Below are 3,079 nucleotides of genomic sequence, written 5' to 3'. Positions count from 1 at the left end.
CGCCACGCCGTCCGCGACGCCGTCCGTCGCGCCGTCGGCCGGCGCCGAGCCGCGCCCGATGTCTGCGGTCGTCCGCCGGGAGGTCGACGTCGTCCAGCCGCTCCCGGCCTGGGCGCTGGCGATCGGTGCGCTCCTGCTCGCCGTGGCTGCGCTCACCGTCGTGCTCGCCGCGCGCCGCCGCCGCGGCACGCCCCGGCGCGGTCCCGGAGGCCGGCCGGTCCCGCCCGTCCCGAACGCGGAAGGGCGGTCGGGCGTGGACGGCCCGGGGTCTGTCGGAGGGGGGTCGTAGACTCTCCCGCATGAGCCAGCCGACCAGCCCCAGCGGTCCGGACGACCCCTTCGGTCAGCCGGGAGGCAACGGTCCGGGCTCGGCGACCGGCGTCCTGGAGCGTGAGGAGACCCGCCAGGAGGTCGAGCCGGGCGACCACGAGCGCTTCTCGCACTACGTGCGCAAGGAGAAGATCCTCGCCTCGGCGCTCTCCGGCAGCCCCGTCGTGGCGCTGTGCGGGAAGGTGTGGGTGCCCGGGCGCGACCCCAAGAAGTTCCCGGTCTGCCCCATCTGCAAGGAGATCTACGACGGCCTGCGCGAGCCGCAGGACGGCGACAAGCCCGGCGACGGCGCCGGCCCGACCGGCGGACGGTGAACGCCCCGCACCACGCGGCGCGTTCATCGGTGGAGGGGCCCTCCACCGGCGTGCCCGCGCCCGTCCACGCGCCCTCGGCCGCGGCCGCCTCGCACCTGCCGCCCGCCTTCCCGGGACGCGCGCCGTGGGGCACCGCCGGCAAGCTCCGCGCCTGGCAGCAGGCCGCGCTCGACGCGTACGAGCAGCGCCAGCCGCGCGACTTCCTCGCGGTCGCCACCCCGGGCGCCGGCAAGACGACCTTCGCCCTGCGGGTCGCGACGGAGCTGCTCCAGCGCGGCATCGTGCGGCGGGTCACCGTGGTGGCGCCGACGGAGCACCTCAAGCGCCAGTGGGCCGATGCGGCCGCGCGCGTCGGCATCCGGCTCGACCCGAACTTCCGCAACAGCCAGGGTCGCCACGGTGCGGACTTCGACGGCGTCGCGCTGACGTACGCGGGCGTCGCGAGCAAGCCCGCCCTGCACGCCGCCCGGACCAAGGCGGCGCCCACCCTCGTGATCCTCGACGAGATCCACCACGGCGGTGACGCGCTGAGCTGGGGCGACGCCGTCCGGGAGGCGTTCGAGGGGGCGACGCGCCGGCTCGCGCTGACCGGCACGCCCTTCCGGTCGGACACCGCCCCGATCCCGTTCGTCACCTACCTGCCCGGCGCCGACGGCATCCGGCGCTCGCTCGCCGACTACACGTACGGGTACGGCGACGCGCTGCGCGACGGCGTCGTGCGGCCCGTGATCTTCCTGTCCTACAGCGGCCAGATGCGCTGGCGCACCCGCGCGGGCGACGAGGTGAGCGCGCGCCTGGGCGAGGACCTCACCAAGGACATGACCGCGCAGGCGTGGCGCACGGCGCTCGACCCCGAGGGCGAGTGGATCCCCTCCGTCCTCGCGGCGGCGGACCGGCGCCTGTCCGAGGTCCGGCGCAGCGTGCCGGACGCCGGCGGGCTGGTGATCGCCACCGACCAGGCCGACGCCCGCGCCTATGCGGCACACCTGCGCCGCATCACCGGCGAGGCCGCGACGGTCGTGCTGTCGGACGACGACGGCGCCTCGGACCGGATCGACACCTTCAGCGCGGGCACGTCGCGTTGGATGGTCGCGGTCCGCATGGTCTCCGAGGGCGTCGACGTCCCGCGCCTGGCGGTGGGCGTCTACGCGACGTCCACCGCGACGCCGCTCTTCTTCGCCCAGGCCGTCGGTCGCTTCGTGCGCGTGCGGCGCCGCGGCGAGACGGCGTCGGTCTTCCTCCCGAGCGTCCCGCAGCTCCTCGCGCTCGCGGCGACCCTCGAGCTCGAGCGCGACCACGCGCTGGACCGGCCCAAGGGCGACGACGCCGACCCCGAGGCCGACCTGCTGCTCCTGGCGGAGCGCGAGGACAGCTCACCCGACGCGGTGGGCGCCGACGGCGTCGCCGGGACGTTCCAGGCCCTCGACGCGCAGGCGACGTTCGACCGCGTCCTGTTCGACGGCGGCGAGTTCGGCACCGGCGCCGAGGTCGGCTCGGAGGAGGAGCTCGACTTCCTGGGCCTGCCCGGCCTCCTCGACGCCGACCAGGTGAGCACGCTGCTGCGTCAGCGCCAGGCGGACCAGGTCGCCGGGCGCAGCGAAGGTCGCCCGGCGGTGGACCACCGCCGCCTCACGGCGCTGCGCAAGGAGCTCAACAGCCTCGTCAGCGCGTGGGCCCGCCGCAGCGGTCAGCCGCACGGGTCCGTCCACACCGAGCTGCGCCGCCGCTGCGGCGGACCCGAGGTCGCCCTGGCGAGCACCGAGCAGCTCGAGGCGCGCATGGCGCTGGTGCGGGACTGGTTCGTCGGGCGGCGTTGAGGCGGCACCCGGCCCGGGCGGCGGCTGTGACGTGCGCTACCCGATCTGGGCCGCGGGCCGGCCCCGCGCGCCGCGAGCGGCGCATCGGTGCAGGTCAGCGCCTCCCGCCATGGTCACCACGGTGGCGTGTACCAGAGGTGTGCGAGTTTCGCCCGACGTGATCGTTCCGGATGCGGGCCCCTGACCCACGTGTCAGGCTCCCTGTCAATACCCCCCGCCCGGTGACTTTCCGGGTGGTGACACCGGACCGAAAGGGGCCCATCGTGCCTACCTGGCTCATCATCCTCATCATCGGCGCCGTGCTGCTCGTGCTCGGCGTCGCCGTCGAGGCGGCCCAGTTCCTGATCTGGCTCGGCATCGCCGTGCTCGTGGTCAGCCTCATCCTCGGCCTCGTCGGCCGCGGCAAGGCTCGCGTGTAACCGCACCCCCCAACAGCGCAACGCCCGGGTACCTCGCACCGCGAGGGACCCGGGCGCGGTGCTGTCCGGGTGGTCCAGGCCGCCGTCGGCGCCGCGTGACGCCGGCGGTCCGGCCGCTCAGTCCGGCAGGCGCAGCGTGGTCGTGGGCACGGCCGGGTCGCCGGCGGACAGCCGCCGCGCCCCGCGCGGCAGCTCGGCG

General features: G+C 75.9%; 4 protein-coding genes. All 4 read left to right on the top strand.

Going from position 1 to position 3,079, the window contains the following annotated elements; genetic code table 11:
* Window positions 1-289, top strand: a 289-nt coding sequence (locus IDM29_RS16015; RefSeq protein WP_223148416.1) for a hypothetical protein, incomplete at its 5' end; no start/stop codon positions are given.
* A gap of 10 nt (window positions 290-299) precedes the next feature.
* Entirely contained in the window at window positions 300-644 is a 345-nt protein-coding gene (locus IDM29_RS16010) for a DUF3039 domain-containing protein (protein WP_182113454.1), read from the top strand.
* Window positions 645-673: 29 nt separating this feature from the next.
* On the top strand, window positions 674-2,461 hold the full coding sequence (locus tag IDM29_RS16005) for a DEAD/DEAH box helicase (protein WP_182113455.1): 1,788 nt from the start codon (window positions 674-676) through the stop codon (window positions 2,459-2,461).
* Between the two features lie 263 nt (window positions 2,462-2,724).
* The gene (locus IDM29_RS16000) at window positions 2,725-2,880 is read left to right on the top strand and encodes a hypothetical protein (protein ID WP_182113456.1); all 156 of its coding nucleotides are present in this window, start codon (window positions 2,725-2,727) and stop codon (window positions 2,878-2,880) included.
* The last annotated feature ends 199 nt before the right edge of the window (window positions 2,881-3,079 follow it).

This window comes from Actinotalea sp. JY-7885, from assembly GCF_014525465.1.
Taxonomy (GTDB): Bacteria; Actinomycetota; Actinomycetes; order Actinomycetales; family Cellulomonadaceae; genus Actinotalea.
Note: the sequence above shows the minus strand (reverse complement) of the source record. Positions and strands in the feature narration are given on the sequence as shown.

What these genes read in the sequence shown, in the direction of transcription:
- IDM29_RS16010 (WP_182113454.1), top strand. Translation starts at nt 300, where the DNA reads ATGAGCCAGCCGACCAGCCCCAGCGGTCCGGACGACCCCTTCGGTCAG.